At 38.6% G+C, this 16,863-nt stretch carries 18 protein-coding genes and 2 pseudogenes; all 20 read left to right on the top strand.

Annotated elements, in window-relative coordinates:
- Positions 1 to 143 precede the first annotated feature (143 nt).
- Positions 144 to 2,456, top strand: a pseudogene (locus MHB80_RS22030) (RHS repeat-associated core domain-containing protein); the annotation flags it as partial.
- Between the two features lie 960 nt (positions 2,457 to 3,416).
- Positions 3,417 to 3,827 (top strand): annotated as a pseudogene (locus MHB80_RS22025) (polymorphic toxin-type HINT domain-containing protein); the annotation flags it as partial.
- A 332-nt stretch (positions 3,828 to 4,159) separates the two neighbouring features.
- Complete coding sequence (locus MHB80_RS22020; RefSeq protein WP_341278991.1) at positions 4,160 to 4,678, top strand: hypothetical protein; 519 nt, start codon at positions 4,160 to 4,162, stop codon at positions 4,676 to 4,678.
- 335 nt (positions 4,679 to 5,013) lie between these two features.
- On the top strand, positions 5,014 to 7,530 hold the full coding sequence (locus tag MHB80_RS22015; RefSeq protein ID WP_341278990.1) for a polymorphic toxin-type HINT domain-containing protein: 2,517 nt from the start codon (positions 5,014 to 5,016) through the stop codon (positions 7,528 to 7,530).
- Positions 7,530 to 7,853, top strand: coding sequence for a hypothetical protein (locus MHB80_RS22010; protein WP_341278989.1), 324 nt, complete (start codon positions 7,530 to 7,532; stop codon positions 7,851 to 7,853). The genes MHB80_RS22015 and MHB80_RS22010 overlap by 1 nt, the downstream gene beginning before the upstream one ends.
- A gap of 755 nt (positions 7,854 to 8,608) precedes the next feature.
- Positions 8,609 to 8,980, top strand: a complete 372-nt coding sequence (locus tag MHB80_RS22005) for a resolvase (protein ID WP_341278988.1) — start codon at positions 8,609 to 8,611, stop codon at positions 8,978 to 8,980.
- Between the two features lie 85 nt (positions 8,981 to 9,065).
- A complete protein-coding gene (locus MHB80_RS22000) occupies positions 9,066 to 9,377 on the top strand; it encodes a hypothetical protein (protein WP_341278987.1) in 312 nt (103 codons plus the stop codon).
- Between the two features lie 284 nt (positions 9,378 to 9,661).
- Entirely contained in the window at positions 9,662 to 10,063 is a 402-nt protein-coding gene (locus tag MHB80_RS21995) for a hypothetical protein (RefSeq protein ID WP_341278986.1), read from the top strand.
- A 365-nt stretch (positions 10,064 to 10,428) separates the two neighbouring features.
- Entirely contained in the window at positions 10,429 to 10,698 is a 270-nt protein-coding gene (locus tag MHB80_RS21990) for a hypothetical protein (RefSeq protein WP_341278985.1), read from the top strand.
- A 104-nt stretch (positions 10,699 to 10,802) separates the two neighbouring features.
- Entirely contained in the window at positions 10,803 to 10,946 is a 144-nt protein-coding gene (locus tag MHB80_RS21985) for a hypothetical protein (RefSeq protein ID WP_341278984.1), read from the top strand.
- A 244-nt stretch (positions 10,947 to 11,190) separates the two neighbouring features.
- Entirely contained in the window at positions 11,191 to 11,613 is a 423-nt protein-coding gene (locus MHB80_RS21980; protein ID WP_341278983.1) for a hypothetical protein, read from the top strand.
- A 99-nt stretch (positions 11,614 to 11,712) separates the two neighbouring features.
- On the top strand, positions 11,713 to 12,057 hold the full coding sequence (locus MHB80_RS21975) for a DUF3969 family protein (RefSeq protein ID WP_341278982.1): 345 nt from the start codon (positions 11,713 to 11,715) through the stop codon (positions 12,055 to 12,057).
- A gap of 30 nt (positions 12,058 to 12,087) precedes the next feature.
- Positions 12,088 to 13,083 (top strand): hypothetical protein, encoded by a 996-nt coding sequence (locus MHB80_RS21970; protein ID WP_341278981.1) that lies wholly within the window; start codon positions 12,088 to 12,090, stop codon positions 13,081 to 13,083.
- Positions 13,084 to 13,147: 64 nt separating this feature from the next.
- A complete protein-coding gene (locus tag MHB80_RS21965; protein ID WP_341283047.1) occupies positions 13,148 to 13,858 on the top strand; it encodes a metallophosphoesterase family protein in 711 nt (236 codons plus the stop codon).
- A 37-nt stretch (positions 13,859 to 13,895) separates the two neighbouring features.
- Positions 13,896 to 14,417 (top strand): hypothetical protein, encoded by a 522-nt coding sequence (locus tag MHB80_RS21960; protein ID WP_341278980.1) that lies wholly within the window; start codon positions 13,896 to 13,898, stop codon positions 14,415 to 14,417.
- A 148-nt stretch (positions 14,418 to 14,565) separates the two neighbouring features.
- Positions 14,566 to 14,817, top strand: coding sequence for a hypothetical protein (locus MHB80_RS21955; protein WP_341278979.1), 252 nt, complete (start codon positions 14,566 to 14,568; stop codon positions 14,815 to 14,817).
- Positions 14,818 to 14,988: 171 nt separating this feature from the next.
- Positions 14,989 to 15,231 carry a hypothetical protein gene (locus MHB80_RS21950; RefSeq protein WP_341278978.1) on the top strand — a complete coding sequence of 81 codons (243 nt, stop codon included), beginning with the start codon at positions 14,989 to 14,991 and terminating at the stop codon, positions 15,229 to 15,231.
- Between the two features lie 180 nt (positions 15,232 to 15,411).
- A complete protein-coding gene (locus MHB80_RS21945) occupies positions 15,412 to 15,807 on the top strand; it encodes a hypothetical protein (RefSeq protein ID WP_341278977.1) in 396 nt (131 codons plus the stop codon).
- Between the two features lie 84 nt (positions 15,808 to 15,891).
- Entirely contained in the window at positions 15,892 to 16,377 is a 486-nt protein-coding gene (locus MHB80_RS21940) for a hypothetical protein (RefSeq protein ID WP_341278976.1), read from the top strand.
- 184 nt (positions 16,378 to 16,561) lie between these two features.
- Positions 16,562 to 16,840 carry a hypothetical protein gene (locus tag MHB80_RS21935; RefSeq protein ID WP_341278975.1) on the top strand — a complete coding sequence of 93 codons (279 nt, stop codon included), beginning with the start codon at positions 16,562 to 16,564 and terminating at the stop codon, positions 16,838 to 16,840.
- Positions 16,841 to 16,863: the final 23 nt, after the last annotated feature.

Below are 16,863 nucleotides of genomic sequence, written 5' to 3'. Positions count from 1 at the left end.
CATTTAGTGGGTATTGATAATACATCTAGCCAACAAGCTGACTTCGGTACCTAACCGGAATCGGCTTGTTTAGCTTATACCGCACCATAAGTAATTAGTGTTACAAATCACTAGAGTTGCATAGATGTTTTTTTGGATCTTCAATGAGTGTAATGAACCGTCTGGTGCAGACGAGCCGCAAGGTGAACGGGCAGGATGCGGTCAAACGATTTGCGTATGATGAAAATGGGAATGTAGCGGAAGAAACAAATGAGCGCGGCTATGTGACGAAGTACGCCTATGACGAGCTTAACCGTGTAGCAGCCGTAACCGATGGAGAAGGGCATAAGGCGACCTTCAGCTATGACTTGGCAGGCAACAAAATAGCCGAAGCGAATGCCGCTGGCCATCGCATGACCTATGCGTACGACAAGCTTAACCGTCTGGTGACGGTTAAAGACCCGTACAACCTTATCGTGACGCGAAATGTGTATGATGCAGCAGATAATTTGGTTAAAGTGATCGATGCCAAAGGCTATGCATCAGCAGCAACGGATGCGCAGCGCTATGGAACGGTATACAGCTATGACTTGGCGAACCGCCTGATTGCTCAGGCAGAGCCAGAAGCCGCTTTGCAAAATAAAATGAATAAGTATCAATACAATGCAGCAGGAGAGAGAATCTCCGAAACGAATACGCTTGGGGTTACCCATACGTATGCGTATGATCAAGCGGGACGCTTGCTGAGCGTAACCGATCCGCTCGGCGTCAGTGTTACGTATGGCTACGATTTACTCGGCAACCAGCTAGATATGACAGACGGCAGAGGGAAGGTCACCCGCTATCGTTATGGGGCATTTGGTTTGGTGACGCAGGTCATTAATCCGAACAATCAAGCGATGTCCTACCGCTATGATCTGGCGCTGCAAACGGCAGAGCTGACGGATCGCAATGGCAACCACACGCGATATAGCTACGACAATCGGGGACTTTTGGTTGAAAAAGCGGTGGCTGAAACCGAGGACCGGATTCAGTATACGTATGACGAAGTCGGGAACCGTGCTTCCATGAACGATGGCAGCGGTCAAAGCAGCTACCAGTATGATGGAAACAATCGATTGCTGGAAGTTGCGAAGGATGGAAAGACCCAGCTCACGTACACGTATGATGCGGTAGGTAATGTGAAAAGCCTGAAAGATAAAACGGGCTTTATGACCAACTACACGTATGACAAATCGAGCCGAATGAGTACCGTTACGGCACAAGGGAAAACGACATCCTACAGCTACGATGAGAACGGGAACCGTACGTCCATTGCTTACGCGGGTGGCGTGAAGGAAAGCTACACGTTCGACCGCAACAGCCAGCTGTTGAAGTTGGTCAATACGAAAGCGGACGGTGCTGTATTATCTGAATACAGCTACACGTATGACTTATCGGGCAACCAGCTAACGAAAACGGACAGCTACGGAGCGACGAATTATGGGTATGATGAGGTTGGCCGTATCGTAAAAGCGGAAGCGCCGGGCAAAACGACGGTCTTCACGTATGACCGCAGCGGGAATCGGGAGTCGATGCTGGAGACGTATACGTCGGAGCAGCCGACTGGCTATACCGATCCGATCAGCAAAACCGAGCTGACGTATATCGTGAAGCGCAGCGAATATCTATATTCGAATGCGAATGAGCTGCTGCAGCTGACAGAGCAAATGAAGAATGCAGCAGGAGAAGAAGTGCTGGAGAAGAAGGTCATTTCCCTATTCGACAACAACGGGAATGAAGTGCGCCAGCAGACGAGCTATTTGCGTCCGCACAGCCGAGGGATGAATCAGGTAACGGGAGCGAATCCCTACGGAGATGAACAGACCGAAGAAATTAGCAGCCTGCTAGAAAAAGTGAACAACACCTTTGACGGCTTCAACCGTCTGACACAAGCGATTAATGTGCAGGGCGGAGAGCGCTCGACCGTTGAATACGCGTATGACGGGGACGATCTTCGGACGCAGAAAACGGTACGCAGCTTAGCCGACGGCTACGCAGAGCAAGTAACGAACTACTTGTATGACCGTCAATACGTCATTCTGGAGACGGACAAAGCGGACGCGGTCAGTGTGCGCTATGTGAAGGGCATTAACTATATTGCCCGAATTGACCAGGCGGACAAGCTGTCGTATTTCCTATTCAACGGCCATGGTGACGTTGTGCAGACAGTAGATGAGCAGGGAACGATTGAGAACCAGTATGACTATGATGTATTTGGTAGTCCGACGCTGACGATTGAGCTGTATGAAAGCACGATTCGCTACTCGGGAGAGTTTTACGATGCGGAAGTAGGCTTGTACTACCTGCGGGCGCGTTATTACGATCCGTATGTAGGGCGGTTTATATCTGAGGATACGTATAAAGGGCGAGCGAATGAGCCGTTGTCGCTGAATCGGTATACGTATGTGCTTAATAATCCGTTGATTTATTTAGACCCAACAGGGATGGTTGAAGTGGCTTTACGGGACTTGGTGAAGGCGACGGATGCCCAGTTATCGTATGATTCCAAAACAGGGATAACGACAGTTAGATTGGTGACAGGTATCTCTATTCAATTAGATACCAAGAACGCAGACAAGTCGAAAGAGAAGGCGAAGGGCTATTCCGTTGTAAACGGAAGAATTATGGTTGATAACGAGACTTACGATAAATGGATGACACAGTCCATATCGAAAAGTGTAAGTTCTGTAACGGGCGGACCAGTAAGGACCACAGCTACGGTTAAAACATTCGTGGGAGACGGAATAATCGGAGCGTCTGTCTATATTGAGAAAACATATGGAAGTCAACAACCGCAAGTAATAAGAAACAAAGTGTCTGTACTGGATTTATCTACAGATAAGAGAGATAGTATTAATTTATTGACGGGTAAAGGAATGACTGGAAAAGATGAGCTCTTTGTCAAGAATTTAGATACCCAAATGGGATCAGCGATGAGTGAATCTGATGCAGCAATGGCTTTATTGATTAATCGAAGGGAAGACAGTTCATTTAATATCGATGATGATTATTATTTCTATTACAACACGCGTAGAGAAGGCGCACTAGCGGCAGATATGTATTCCAGCGAAGTGATGACAAGAGGAGCTGGAGCTTTAACGAAGCAAGAGACTGACTCGTTAAGAAAAGTATATATGAGCACCTATAAGGGAGCGACAGAAGCAGATTTTCAGGCCTATTTGCAGACAATTGGCAATACAGGAGGCTTGCAGCAAGGGATAGAGGCATTTTTCTCAAGGGAAGCATTACTATACGCAGATATAGAAAACCATGGGAATATAGCGGCAACAGCAAATATATCCATGGAAATCATGGAATCCAGTATGCCGGGAATGGGAATGGCGATATCCAAAGGAAAAGCAAAATTCAAGCCGGGGAGAACCAATGCAGGAGGCTGTAATTGCTTTACAGCAGGAACAAAGGTGTTAACAGACGAAGGAGAGAAGAATATCGAAGACATTGAAGTCGGAGATAAGGTTCTTTCGAAGAATGAAGAGACTGGTGAGGTAGCGTACAGAGAGGTCACCGCTACGTTCAATCATGAGACGGATGAGATTTATAAGATTCATGTGGGCGGACAGACGATTGAATCTACCTTTAACCACCCGTTCTATGTGGAGGGTAAAGGATGGACGTTTGTTAAAGACCTCAAGGTTGGAGACTTGCTTGTTCAGAGCGATGGTATTACACTCAAAATAGACAGCATCGAACTGTTGCACAAGCAGGTAACTGTTTACAACATGACGGTCGATGAATTCCATACCTACTTCGTCAGTGACCTTGGGATTTGGGTGCATAATACCAATTTTTGTTTTAGTGCGAATTTCGATACAAAACTGAAAAAGCACGCTCAAGATATCTATGAAACTTCAAGAGATTTAGGTACTCCAGTTAAAAAAGGAGACAAAGAAGGAATGAAAAATTTCATTGTTTCAATTGTAGAACCACAAAATCTCGCTAATTCGAAGCCTTTTACATGGAATACAATCGAATCTGTAGATGCTTATGTTAAGGGAGATGCAGTTGTTCTTGTTAATAGGGCTACAAACGAAATATTGACCTTCTTAAACAAAAAAGGCGGTCGTTTATCAAGTAAGTTACAATCAGAATTAGATTTAATTAAATAGTGAGGGTGACCATGAATAATTATATTTTATCGATGACAAAAAAGTTTGATTATTTTTTTCAACAAGAAGAAATTTCGAATATTATTTATTTGCATGATGAGGAGGATAATGAAAGATTAGATCATGTTATTTTTCTTGAAAAGATTAATGGTGATGTAACAGGTATCTTTATAAGAGGCATGAATCCGTTAATTACACCGAATAGAATTTTTGATTTGGATGATTTCAATTTATTTGCTAGTTATGATGGATTGATCGAACGCAAAGATAATATACTAATCAAAGTAGAGCATTTATGTTTGTTTTTTAGTGCTGAATACAATGAACTTTTAGGTGTATATTTATCGGATGTTGATGATTTGACCTCCTTATTTATTTTATTTCTACATGATCAAATTGATGTGAAAAAGGGATGTAATATGTCAGATGTAACTAAGATAATTACAGATATTCATTCGAATAATAGTTTTATAACATACGAAAAAAAGAGCGGGGGGTGGAGAGAAATAAAAATGGAAGACGGACAATAGACTGCCTAAAGTGTCTATTATGTAGTCTTGATTTTTTGATGGAGCAACCGAACTCTTTATAATATAATTTAAAAAAAGAAAAGAGTTTTATGAGGTTTATGGTCAAGCACCCATTTAGTAGACATTGAAAAAGCACCTAAACAAGCTGGCTCCGGTAAGCAACTGGAGTCAGCTTGTTTACTTGTACTGCTTTTTATTCAGTAACGAGTGATAATGATTTATAGACTTATTGTAGGCGGTGAACCCATCTCCGATTAACAAAGCGATGACGTATATCGTGAAGCGCAGCGAATATCTATTCGAATTCGATCGAGCTGCTGCAGCTGACGGAGCAAATGAAGGATGCAGCGGGCGAAGAGGTGCTGGAGAAGAAGGTCATTTCGCTGTTTGACAACAACGGGAATGAAGTGCGCCAGCAGACCAGCTATTTGCGTCCGAATAGCCAAGGGATGAATCAGGTAACGGGAGCGAATCCATATGGAGATGCGCAGACCGAGGAAATAAGCAGCCTGCTGGAGAAGGTGAACAATACCTTTGACGGGTTCAACCGTCTGACGCAAGCGATTAATGTTCAGGGCGGAGAGCGCTCGACGGTGGAATACACCTATGACGGGGACGATCTTCGGACGCAGAAAACGGTTCGCAGCTCGGCCGACGGCTACTCAGAGCAGGTAACGAACTACTTGTATGACCGTCAATACGTCATTTTGGAGACGGATAAAGCGGATGCGGTCAGTGTGCGCTATGTGAAGGGCATAAACTATATCGCCCGAATCGACCAAGCGGACAAGCTGTCGTATTTCCTGTTCAACGGCCATGGGGACGTTGTGCAGACAGTGGATGAGCAGGGAACGATCGAGAACCAATATGACTACGATGTATTCGGCAGTCCGACGCTGACGATTGAGTTGTATGAAAGCACCATTCGCTACTCGGGAGAGTTTTACGATGCGGAAGTAGGCTTGTATTACCTGCGGGCGCGTTATTATGATCCGTATGTAGGACGGTTTATATCTGAGGATACGTATAAAGGGCGGGCGAATGAGCCGTTGTCGCTGAATCGGTATACGTATGTGCTTAATAATCCGTTGATTTATTGGGACCCGACGGGTCAGTATGTTGCCACTGATGCTACTCTCAATGTAGTAGCACAGGGACAAATTATAGCATTAACGAATCAGTATTATGCCACTACATCAAAAGAAGAAAAGAAAGCCATTACAGATGAAGCAGAGCGAATTAGAAGACTTCCCGTTTCGAGCGATAAAACGGTGATAAGTCCCTTAGCATTTCAAAGTAGTGCTATTTCAACGGTTCTTTCAGCAGCAGCAGAAAGTGCTAAAGGTAAAACAGGACTAGGGGGAATGAGCGCCACGCAGTGGGCCACTCTCATTAATAGTGTGGGGATTACAGCAGGCAAACCAAGCACCGTTGCAATTACAAATATGGATAGCGGGACAAAGACGAGTGTCACAACAACGATTGGTCGGACGGAAATTACGACCTCTATAACCAAATCTATAACGAAAAATGGTCATAAATCGTCGATAACAGTCTTTACTCCATCAAGTAATCAATTTTCTTACAAGCTCTCAGAGCAAGAATCAATCGTCGTACAAGATATAATTAAAAATAGTGGAGAGCCAACAAGTAAAAATGCAAAGGATAGGCCATACACGACAACAGAAGCTATTTTCATATTGGATACCATGTATAAGAATCAAGCTGATGAAGAAAAAGGGTATCTCTTGAGCAAAGCGGATTTGAAGAAAATTGACAGTTCACACTATGTAACTGATAGTATGGTAGCTGTTTTTCAAATCTCGTTCCAATCTAGTAAATTAAATATGTCAGTTTCTGACGCGAATGCTCAATATAATGCAGAGCATGATCCGATAGCAGCAGCAATAAGTTTGATTACAATTGGAGGAACCAAAATCGGAGTAACTAAAACCTCTCCGATATATGTAAATAAGAAAGGAGAAATCGTACAAAAAGGCAAGATCTGCAACTGCTTCACAGCGGGGACGAAGGTTTTGACAGACGAAGGGGAGAAGAATATTGAAGACATTGAAGTTGGAGATATGGTTCTTTCTAAGAATGAAGAGACAGGTGAACAAGTTTATAAGGAAGTCTTGAACCTGTTTAGGAACCAACGGGATGAGATTTATAAGTTGTCAGTTAGCGGTCAAATTATTGAAACGACATTCAATCATCCGTTTTGGGTAGAAGGAAAGGGTTGGGTGCTTGCAGAAGATCTAGAGGAAGGAGACAAGCTTCAAAAAAGTAATGGAGACCTTTTAACCATTGATAACATTGAAATTGTTAGTTTGAAGGAAAAGGTAACCGTATATAATTTTGAAGTAGAAGATTTCCATACCTACTTTGTTAGTGATCTTGGTATTTGGGTGCATAATACAAATACGGATAAATGTAAGTCTGAGGGGACGGGTAAATTTAATGAAGTTGAAGTTGTCGGTCCCAACAATAAGTTAACGGAATTAGATGAAATTGATTTAAATAGTAAGACTATTTTTGAGGATAAGAATGCTTCTGGTTTATACATGTCGAATCCGACGGTTCCACAAACAGAACAACAATGGGCTAAAAAACAGATTTATAATAAAACGGTGAATAGAATTGATACCATTCAGAACGCTTCTTCAACAAGACCTACAACAAATGGGAGTAAAAGTGTCCCATCGGTCAGCGATATTCAGAGCATAAATAACTATGTTTTTAGGATAAATGCTGATACTCCTGCTTTAAGAAAAGCGGTTCAAAATGAGATCGATCAATTAAAAATCAAATATCCGAGCTATAATTTTACAGCTCAGTTTGGAGGCTCATAATGTCTGTTAGTGTGTTTAGAATGAATCAAGAGGATGATTCATTTGAACTAGGTTTTGAAATTCCAATATCCCGTGAAGAATTCTTTACAAAGTTTTGGCAACCTGCTATTGAGGAGTTGGGTATTTTTTGGATTCAGAACGGAATAGAATTAAGAAAAGAGCAGTTGGAGCCAACACTTCTGGAGCTAGAAAAGTTGAGAGTATGGGCTCAATCTAATCTTCAGAATAATGATTTAGAGTATATGGTCTCTAGGATTAATTTGCTTATTAAAGAATTGCCTGTAGCATTTAAAACAGATGATACCGTTTTATGGTTAGGGTAGCTTTGTATTTAAGTGTAAAACCTTGATTGGCCTTGTGCCTTTCAAGGTTTCTTTTTTCGGTAAGGGGCTACCCAGTGCCGAATTAGTTCATCATTCAACCAATGACACAAATAACGTATATAGCGGATTAACCCCTTAAATTTGGACACATGGTCTCTCTATCTCTTTCTTTCATAGCTTTTCAAACTACAATCTGACGGATTTAATTGGAATGGGTTGAATCAGGTTCTGCTTGTAAAAATCAGCAGGAGCCCGATCTTTAATACTCGAATGAATTCTTCGTTCATTATAGAAGATCATGAATTTGGTAACCGCCTCATAGGCCTCCGAAACGAATTGTGACTCATTATCTGAGCGCACGACTGGCTTTTGTAGGCGCATCAAATAGCTGCCGTTTCAGCAGAGCTTGCTGCAGCGTCCGAACCACATCTTTAGCCACACAGCTGCGCCCAATATGATAGGAAACAATGGAACGATCGTACACATCGATGAAAGACTGAATGAAGAAAAAGCGATCTTCACCTGCGATAATGATCTACTGCAAAGGTTGGAGATGGTGGAACTGCTGCTATACTTACAAAGGAGTTTTACGAGGGTTCTTCAAAACATCTACAAAAAGCTCAGAACCAGTTAAGTGGATTAAATAAGCTATCGAAATCCGGGAAACTTAGCCTTAATGACTTAGATATACTTGATGCTTTAGCAGATGATTTAGAAATGGCAATAAGACTGTTTAAATAGAGGAGTTGGTGGATATGAGTAAAAAATCGGAAGAATTCTTTAGAATAATGTTAAATTTCTTACCGTCGGCTGAAGATGAGTATAGAGAATCAATCGAGTATTACGGTGAGGTACTAGAAACTATCATAATTGAGAGAGTATTCATGCCGAAAATAATTAAATTATTAAGCGAGGAAAGGAACGTCAATCTGCTAGAAAGTATATTTAATTATTTTGAAGAAGTATCTAATAGCGAAGATACTCAATTAAAGAACAATTTTTCAGTCACGGTGTTGGAAATACTCGGAAATGACAGATCGATTCTAGAGACTGCACGTAAATACATGGGATCTAAAACGATACAACTTCAAATAGAAGCTGATAGAGCACTAGGTAGGAGCGTCTAGTCAGCACAGACCCATAAGATATTGACGGTTTTCCATACCTTGGGAGATCATGCTATAGCTTATTGATTGTGAGGAGCAGTATAAAATGGGATGGAAACATATTGTTATTGAGGCGAACTGTTTCTATGAAGACAACGATGAACATATTGATACAAAATGTTGTAAGGGAAACATAGGTATGCATTGTTTAACCTACAACCAAGAAGGCAATCAAATTTGTCCCAATTTAGTTTTTGGAAAAAGTAGGACATCTGTAATTGCTACAGACAAAGATGGTCATGCAATTGATTCCTCGGTATTCTGGACCGATGAAAAATTAGGCCCGGAAGAATGGGTGAAGAGAGAAGAAGCGTGGTTGCATGAACAGAGAAGGCTAATGAATATGAATAATAATTAGCATTGGTTAAGTCCTTGAGAATGTGAAAGCCTGCTACTAACTCTTCTAAGTGGAATTGCAAATACTACACAATAAGCTGGCTTCGGTAATTAACGGGAGTCAGCTTGTTTGCTTCGACTGCTTTTTATACCGTAACGAGTGAAAATGATTTACAAACTTACTGTAGGCGGTAAACTCAACGTAAGTGACCTGAAAGAAATATATGAAAATGGGGCTGAAAATGCTTATATTAATGTTACTGGTGCAAAAAATACACACATAGACTTACCAGAGGAGATGATGTGGTGTTTGTAATGAATTTAGAGGATGTTAATTTAGAAGTGGAAAAGATTAATGCGTATTTAAAGCGATGTTTATGGATGGACTTTGAGTTTTGTATGATGAGTGCAGGGCAAATTGTTTTATCAGGAAGTATAGATCAAAGTAATGAGTATGCGATTGATATTGTATTTGACCAACCCTATTTTGTTTCTACTTTATTTTTATGGCACACGGATACGTCCAAAGTGTTTATTGAATTAGCAAGTAAAGATGAAGAAATAGAAGTTAACAAAAAATACAGAACAGAAATTGGAAATTATATTTTCAAAATAAATGTTGAGTATTTTGATAGCCCACCTATTTTCATAGCAGCAAAAAAAATATCATGCATCATCTTGGATGAAAATCCTTTTCAAAAAAAGTAGAGTTATCTTTTGATGAGCTTAATCATGTAGGGCAGTTACGGTTGGAGAAGGCCCGCAAGTAATGTAAAAGGGACTTCATTTCTGAATCAGGAGAAAAGCTTATTGTAGATAAAGTATGTATCTTTTTATAAAATGTAATAGTATTACAGGTTCATATATCATTCTATAGTAGCAGAAAGGTGATCAAATGAATAATTATCCTTGGAGTCACTCCTGAGGCAAGACTTAAACTTATTGAAAAATTTGATTTATCAGATACTCATCACATTGATTGGGAATATATAATTGCAGATCACTCTAGGCTTCAAGAATTTATTCAAAGCTATAAATCATTTAACTGGAATGTAGATGAAAAATACGCTCTTATGGCTATTATTGTGGCTTCATACGAAGATGAGCTTCAAGTATGTAAGGAAGAAGAAACGATTTGGAATGAGATTCGAAGTATTCTTATAACTGATCTGGAAATTCATGTGGACACCATAATTTATTGGTCATCAAAGGAGACTGATTTAACGGCAGAAGAAATTGAGGAAGACGGCTTTTTGATAACAAAAAGAATGATAGAAGTTTATGAATTTTGTAATATTCTAAATCTTGTAGGGGAAGATCGATGGGAGTCATATAACCGTTAGTTAAGAAATGATTTATGTGTCACATATTGAAACGTGAAGAAGCAATTCTCCATATTATCAAAAATACGATTTAAACTATGAACAATACAATGAGGTATGAAGTATTGTTAAACTGGTGGGGAATAGCTCAAGAAGAAGCTATTTTCAATCATTTACCAGATTCGCTTAAGCATGAAATATTGAATTCTGATGAACCGCCTGAGTATGTAATGGATGACAAATACAATGTACTTATTATGAAAACATAGATCCACAATACTATAGTTCACCGAACGGCATGACCCTTGTCCAAGCCCGTGAGAATTTTATTTATTTTGGTGCAGTTGACAAATCGTCGGTACAATTCCTTGAAGCGAATAGACTTGAGTTGTATAGCAAACCGAATGAATCAAGCGGATAAGTTCAACCAATTTGTGACGGTCAAAGAAACGTACAGCACCATTTTTAAGAGTAATATAATAATTGCAATATCAAATTCAAAGGAGGTAAGTAATGGAATTCGAAATAAAGTATGTTAAGTTAATACTTAATAGAGAAACGGAAACTACTGAAGAATTAATGTTATATGAAGAAGCGCCTGATGATGAGGATATGGTCCTCGTTAAGATGAAAATTAATGGTCGTATAGTTAACATTAAAGGTGAAAATTTCTTTTCCGCACTTTTAGCACTAAGAGAAGTTTTAGAAATAGAAAACATTCAAATCGTATGCAATGGTGCTGCTAAAAATGTTTATCCATCAACAATGCAGTTTTCCATGGGATATGGAAGAAAAGCCTATAAGTTAATTTGGGGTCAAAAAGCTAAAATTGCAGATGTAGTCGATATTTTTGACTGTGAAGAGGAATTGGAGTTTGTTGGTATAGAAGCACAGTCAAAATACTATTCTGACTGGTTGAGAAGTGTAATGGGGTAGGAGAGAATACAAAAAATCTATTAAACGTATGCTTAGTTATGATAATTGGGTTTTTAGGGAAATATGTCAATTTGAATACTCGAATAAAGGAGTACTACATTGAAATTAAAAATTGAACTGGAGCATTCAGAAGAAATTCAAAAGTTTTTATGTATATTAAATCTTGGTATGCTTAATTCCTTGATTGAAGGTGCATTAACGTTTGAAGATGCATATGCCTATCTTTACCGACCATATGTAGCAGAACTTCTAAAACAAAATGATGCGAACAAGACGATAACTGAGTTATTCGAGGAATGCTGTATGTTGGAAGATATACGAGATGTAGCTCCCGGAAAGCTGAAAGAAGCAATTAAACTGAAAAAGAAAGAAACATTAGACTTACTTAAATCCATGACTAGTACAGAGAAACCGATGTATTGGCTCAATAAATTTGACGAATAATGCAATTACTATGGGAATGGTATGCTGCTCATGATGAAGCTTGAAGTAAAGCAAATTAATAATCTTATCGTTGGTAATAGCCTTGCTGACGTGGAGGGGATATCTATGGCTTCAGAAAAACAGGCGTTAGAACAATTTATAAGTCTATCGAAGGCCCTATTTTCTGCTGAAGAGTTAGAAGCTGTGAAACATTATTTTGAGCATGATGAATATGAAATGGCCTTTGAAGGCTTAGTTATTGAACTTTATTCGTCGGGAAAATATCCAGAGGAATTTAATTTTGCAAAGTGGAAAGAGCTAGGTATAGCATTTGGGCTGGACAAGGAAACTATTTTTGATGAGAAGTTTTGGGTAAAGTTTAATGAATGGGGACAGGCGCATCGTAACGATGTAAACATAATTGCATTTTTAGAAGCAATCCATTTAGAGAATGACAATGAAGATGATCAATTAATCGGAACGATTAATCTATTACTTGCAAAAATGGATCTAGATGAGCAGCTTGAGCTTCATGGAAGGCTTTCACCTAAAGCCTTGAGTAACATTTACAATGCTAGGGATAAGGTTGAAATGCATCCTCAAGTGAAGGAGCATATTGTTTTCGCCTTTTTTGGTGGAAAAATAGTGGAGCAGGGGCAAATAGCTAAGCCGCTTTTTAATGAAATGCTGTATGAATATAAAGCGAATGGGTTCATTAGCTTAGAGAGTATTCTAATTACTGCGATGAAAAAAGACAGCTTAAGTCTGGCTCAAGTGATGGAACTGGAGCAATTTTTAAGCGGGAGTGCTTTTCTTAAAGAAGCAGAAGCTTTCAAATGTAGAGGAAAGGTGAGGTCTGGGGAGAAGCTGGACGCCGATCAAGTCGTGAATCTACTCCATTTACGAGCATACCATGCTTTAGATTTTGCACTGGATCATGGAGCAATATCTGAAAATGGGCTAAAGGCACTCGAAGAGCCTACGGCATCTGAAAGTGACAGAAAAATAAAGCTAGCCCTATTTCAGAAAGCAAGAGCAATGAGCTAACGGTTTGCTTATATGAAAAAAACTAGTGGCCAGTGTGTTAGTGAGGCTAATTTTTTTGGAAAGGATGGGTAGGATGTCCATATACATAACGGGTGATATTCACGGATCAATCAGCGTTGGAAAACGTTTTAACTCTAAAAATTTTCCTGTTGGAAAAACACTGACCAAAAACGATTATGTCATTATAGCTGGCGATTTTGGTTTGCTATGGGCGGGGGATCGGGAAGACAGGTATTGGCTCAATTGGCTAACGAATAAACCTTGGACTACTTTATTTATCGATGGGAACCACGAAAATTTCAATCTTCTTGAAGCCTATCCGGTCGAGGAGTGGAAGGGCGGCAAGATTCATAAAATTACGCCAAGCATTATTCATTTAATGAGAGGACAGATTTTTGAGCTCGAAGAGAAAAAGCTTTTTACATTTGGCGGAGCAGCTTCCCATGACAAACCATATCGCAAGGTTGACATCTCTTGGTGGCCGAGAGAAATGCCATCTTTTGCAGAATATGAAGAGGGGCTCCATAACCTGGAGCAATGCTCATGGAAGGTGGACTATGTTATTACCCATACATGTTCAGCTGATGCTTTGAAGTGGCTATCCTTGAACTTCGAGAAGTTAAATCACGTAGACAAGGATCAGATGCATGACTATTTCAATGAAATCAAAGGTAAGCTTGAGTATGAAAAATGGTTTTTTGGTCATTTTCATCATAATCAAGAGCTGCCAGAGCATCAACATTTGTTGTATGACGATATGATTAAATTAACGTAGTTTGACACAATTGATGTGGAATAGGATTGATGATTGGATGATAAATTATCGAATTTCAAAGTATGATCCAAAGCTAAGGGATCGTGCAGGAAGGTATATGCCAGAGGACTGGATTGCAATTAGTGATATAGGGAAAGCGTTTAATGGTGAAATTTTAACTAATGAACGTTACACGTCAGTGGAAGATAGTTACGTGAATGCCGTACTGATGATCATGGACTATACACAAATACCGTACCTTACAGTTAATAATATTAGGAAAAATTTTAATGATAATGTCTTTGAACATACGGCAAACAGATTTAGTAAGCATTATAGCAGTAAAGATATTAAAGACGTCTATTATAATTTAAAAAACGGAAAGAAGTATACGGCTCAACAAATTGAATCTATTATTAGACTTTTGTTGAGGGAAGATGTAGGTATGGAAGTTTTTTATGAGAATGAACTCAAAGTATTTATTGGATATGATTTTTTAATGGGAGTTCACACATTAAAATCGATAGAATCCATTATTCCCTCAATTGAAAATATGGGTTTGTTTGTAGAGGTGAAATGATAATAATATCTCTACCCATAAAGGAGACAAATTAAATCAAGAGAACGAAGCTGCTTTTTGATATTTCATTCGTATTTAGTCAGGAATGAATGTTAAGATATAATAATTATTTTTCAGAGTTTAGTTATAAATAAAAGGGGTATATACCATGGGGAATCAAGAGATATTTATGAAGGGGTATCTAAATCGAGGTATAAAAATAACTTTTCTCGATAACTTATATGTAATAGGGATATATCTTAATTATTATTACTTTAACAATGTCTTAGTCATATTACCTTCTGACGCTGAAGATGATACAAGGTTATTAATTCCATTGAGTGCAGTAAAAACGATAGAGCCTTGGGATTTAGAAGAACGTGATAGACTGGATGGAGTAGGATATTTAATAGACAAATAATTAAATATATAGGTGGAAGTCCTAGGACAGGGAATTTGCGTGTGTAACAACTCCATACGTTTAGCCCATTTACTTTTTTAAATGTCATTTCCCTCAAATTTGGATAGGTCAATTTATCTGCTGCTAGGTTCTCTGTGTCTAAGGCTTTGGTGAAGGAGAGTAGATAAAACTTTGAACAAGTATCATTTTCAGCTCTCAATTAATGCTGAACAGTACTGTGATGAAGTAACTAATGAAATGGTAAAACTATTTAACAATTCATATAATGAGGCCTTGGGTCGGGTAAATAGACATTGGTTCGGGAATAGTTTTGATGATGAGAGCTTGTTGTTTCATATGCTGCCTGAAGAATGGGCAAATGATATTTATTATGGGGTAACTCATTTTGGTGGAAAAAAGAGAAGAAGGACTTGATACCGCTGCCATTTAGTGAAGAGATATAATTTTAAGTTGTTCAATCAAGCAAATATGAGTTTTAAAACACTCAAGGAGGATCAGAAATATTAATGAGCTAGAAAAGAGATAAGACGAAGGCTTGCCTTCAGTAGCAGAATTCAAGGAAATTGAGGAGAGATTGAACAGGATATGTTGCGATTGAAAATATTATTTGGTTTATTTTTAATTATACTTTCAATGGGGTGTTCATCATCTAATGAAACTTATAAAAACGAAATTACTTTTCTCGACGATGTATATCAATTAATTAAAGCAGAGAATTTTCACACTGCTGAAATCAGCGATCATCTAGTTATATTAGAGGATTCTGATTTCAAGACTATTAAAGAGCTTGAATTAGAAACGAATAATAAAACAGTGAAAATTAAATCAATATTAAAGGAAGATGATCACATTTTTTTTATGCTTGGTGGAAGTGTAGATGATCATTATGGAATTTTGTACACATCATCTAATTCGGTAAACATGGAAGGTATATCAGTATTAAAAAGACTATCAGGAAATGCATACTATTACTCAACATCATTTGAATGATTCAGAGTTAGAATGCTATTATTACGGTTTAATTTTCATAGAGGTTGAGTGTCTACAAGCAAGAGATAAAATAAGAGGTGAGGCTTGTTGCAACTGCATAACTTGCATCCATTTATTACAGAGGCAGAAATAGAAGAGGCTATTCCATTCATAGAGCATATAGGCGCAACAAAAAATAGGGCGTATTTGCCCGTATTGTTAAAACAGTTAGAGCAAACAGAGAGCAATAAATTAAGAAATGTCATTGCGATTGCCCTTTCAGATATTGCTGATAATGTGGCTGTTAAACCTCTAATTGAAATGCTACAGCATCCTAAAACGATAAAGAGTAGAGGAACACTCCTTTATGCATTAGAAAACCTTGATTATCGTCCATATATTGAAGTCATTACGGGGCTCCTAGACAGTCCTGCCATAGAAGTTAGATTTCAATCCTTCACGCTATTAGAATCTATAGCCGATAGCCTTACCGAAAGCGAGAAAAAGGCATGCAGCAGCATCATAATCCAAAAGCTAGAAGCGAATCAGGACGAAATTCTTATTGAAGCACAGCAGTTGTTCAATATGTAGAGGTGAACCAGTTGGATAGATTTTTTAAAGAAATATATGATTTTTTCCTCAATATCCTGCTATCAATTACACTAATTTAGATGAATATAACTGTATTCAATTCAAAATATTAATTTCGAAAAATCAAAATATACTTGATGATGATATCATTTTAATAAAATCTTTAGGGGGTAAAAGAATTGATTTGGACCTATATGTGAGTGCGTTGACAGAAGTTTATTTTTGCTGTTTTCGTGAAACGAGTATAGTCGATGGTAAATGGATTTTTTCTAACGAAGTTATAAAAATGGAAGAGATGGTTTATGTAGAAAGCATACTTGATGGTCTGATGAAAAGGCTAAACAAAAAGAAGCTTTCGCATGAACTTTGCAATAGAATTGTTCCAGATGTTGAAACCGAATTATTGCCGTTTGGCCAAGCCAAGTTATTTAATTGTTTGTTTACAGAGCTAGAGACGATTTGAATTAATATGTGATTCATTCGTAT

The sequence above is a fragment of the Paenibacillus sp. FSL H8-0537 genome (assembly GCF_038051995.1).
Classification (GTDB): Bacteria; Bacillota; Bacilli; order Paenibacillales; family Paenibacillaceae; genus Pristimantibacillus.
Note: the sequence above shows the minus strand (reverse complement) of the source record. Positions and strands in the feature narration are given on the sequence as shown.

Bases quoted from the DNA above. Each gene is read 5' to 3' on its own strand.
- MHB80_RS22020 (WP_341278991.1), top strand. From the start codon at position 4,160: ATGAATAATTATATTTTATCGATGACAAAAAAGTTTGATTATTTTTTT.
- MHB80_RS22015 (WP_341278990.1), top strand. From the start codon at position 5,014: ATGAAGGATGCAGCGGGCGAAGAGGTGCTGGAGAAGAAGGTCATTTCG.
- MHB80_RS22010 (WP_341278989.1), top strand. From the start codon at position 7,530: ATGTCTGTTAGTGTGTTTAGAATGAATCAAGAGGATGATTCATTTGAA.
- MHB80_RS22005 (WP_341278988.1), top strand. From the start codon at position 8,609: ATGAGTAAAAAATCGGAAGAATTCTTTAGAATAATGTTAAATTTCTTA.
- MHB80_RS22000 (WP_341278987.1), top strand. From the start codon at position 9,066: ATGGGATGGAAACATATTGTTATTGAGGCGAACTGTTTCTATGAAGAC.
- MHB80_RS21990 (WP_341278985.1), top strand. From the start codon at position 10,429: ATGGCTATTATTGTGGCTTCATACGAAGATGAGCTTCAAGTATGTAAG.
- MHB80_RS21980 (WP_341278983.1), top strand. From the start codon at position 11,191: ATGGAATTCGAAATAAAGTATGTTAAGTTAATACTTAATAGAGAAACG.
- MHB80_RS21970 (WP_341278981.1), top strand. From the start codon at position 12,088: ATGATGAAGCTTGAAGTAAAGCAAATTAATAATCTTATCGTTGGTAAT.
- MHB80_RS21965 (WP_341283047.1), top strand. From the start codon at position 13,148: ATGGGTAGGATGTCCATATACATAACGGGTGATATTCACGGATCAATC.
- MHB80_RS21960 (WP_341278980.1), top strand. From the start codon at position 13,896: ATGATAAATTATCGAATTTCAAAGTATGATCCAAAGCTAAGGGATCGT.
- MHB80_RS21955 (WP_341278979.1), top strand. From the start codon at position 14,566: ATGGGGAATCAAGAGATATTTATGAAGGGGTATCTAAATCGAGGTATA.